The sequence below is a fragment of the Paenibacillus sp. A3 genome (assembly GCF_001399685.1).
Taxonomy (GTDB): Bacteria; Bacillota; Bacilli; order Paenibacillales; family NBRC-103111; genus Paenibacillus_G.
This window is the reverse complement of record NZ_JTHN01000267.1, coordinates 1-1,378: the sequence shown is the minus strand read 5'-3', so window position 1 is coordinate 1,378 and position 1,378 is coordinate 1. Positions and strand designations below refer to the sequence as shown.

Sequence of the window (1,378 nt, the reverse complement as noted above, 5' to 3'; positions counted from 1 at the left end):
TGCAGTGACCCCAAAAAGTTAGACACTCTATGTTAGGCAGCTTCTACGGCATGAGCTCGGTATTTTACTGGGCTCATGCCTTTTAGTTTTGCCTTTATCCGTTTATGATTGTAATAGTTGATGTATTTCTCCAGTTCTACTTTAAACTGTTCAATATCTTCAAACTCTTGTGTATATAAGAACTCCGATTTTAAGATGCCAAAAAAGTTTTCAATAACGGAGTTATCATAACAGTTACCTTTACGTGACATACTTTGGGTAATCCCACGTTCCTTTAATGCCTGTTGATACTGGCGCATCTGATAATGCCAGCCCTGATCAGAATGAATAAGAAGCGTATCTTCGCCATTCAAACGCTCAAATGCTTTTTCAAGCATTCTAGAAACAAGGGAGTAAACTGGACGGGATTCGATGGTGTACGTAATAATTTCCCCGTTAAACAAATCCAACATAGGTGATAAATACAGCTTTTCGCCAAATAGATGGAACTCTGTAATATCCGTTACCCATTTCTCATTTGGTTTTTTAGCCTGGAAATTACGATCTAAAATATTCGGTGCGATTTTACCAACCGTTCCTTTATACGAGCGATACTTTTTCATTCGGACAATGCTCTTTAAGCCAAGCTCACGCATAATACGTTGCACTTTTTTATGATTGACAGAATGTCCTTCATTGTGCAGTTGATCCGTAATACGACGGTAACCATAACGGCCTTTATGCTCATGATAGATCGCTGTAATACGGGATTTTAAGTCCGCATCCTTATCTGGGCGATCGAATGTACTAACCCAGTAATAATACGTACTACGCGGAATCTGAGCAAGTTGAAGTAATGAACTAATTGGGTATTCTAGCCTTAGCCCAAATATTACTTGCGCTTTGTCTTGCTTTGTAACTTTTCCTTGTTTTGAACTAAGGCATTCAATTTTTTTAAGTAGGCGTTCTCCATTCGTAAACGTTCGATCTCTGCTTTCAAAGCTTCGACCGAGTCTTCTACTGGAGGTAATTCCCCTGTTTCTTTTTTCATTGATGGATGCCCCTTTTTCTTTGGTTTTAGGGCGTCTTCACCTTGCTCTTCCAGGACTCTTTTCCATTGTAGAATGGTCGTAGGCGCTGGAATGTTATAAATCGCGGCGGTTTCTAAAAGAGACGTCCCTGATTCGTTCATAAAATTCAGTACGTCCATTTTAAACTCTTTCGAATAGGCTGTATACCTCGTAACCAAACCTTCCATGCCATGCGCTTCATAAAGGGAAACCCATTTTACGACCGCTTTGTGATCTGCGCCAATACGTGCCCCAATATCCCTATACGATTCTTTCCCGGTCAAATAAGCTTGTACGGCTTGAAGCTTATCTTCTATGCTAAATTTACC

1 protein-coding gene is annotated in these 1,378 nt (G+C 40.1%); it reads right to left on the bottom strand.

Annotated elements, in window-relative coordinates:
• Window positions 1-32: 32 nt before the first annotated feature.
• Window positions 33-1,378, bottom strand: a protein-coding gene (locus QJ48_RS36430) for an IS3 family transposase (protein WP_157261827.1) whose coding sequence is annotated in 2 segments (ribosomal slippage) — window positions 33-928 and window positions 928-1,378 — 1,347 coding nt annotated over the 2 segments. Because the reading frame shifts where the segments join, the coding sequence is not laid out codon by codon here. This gene is flagged as partial in the annotation.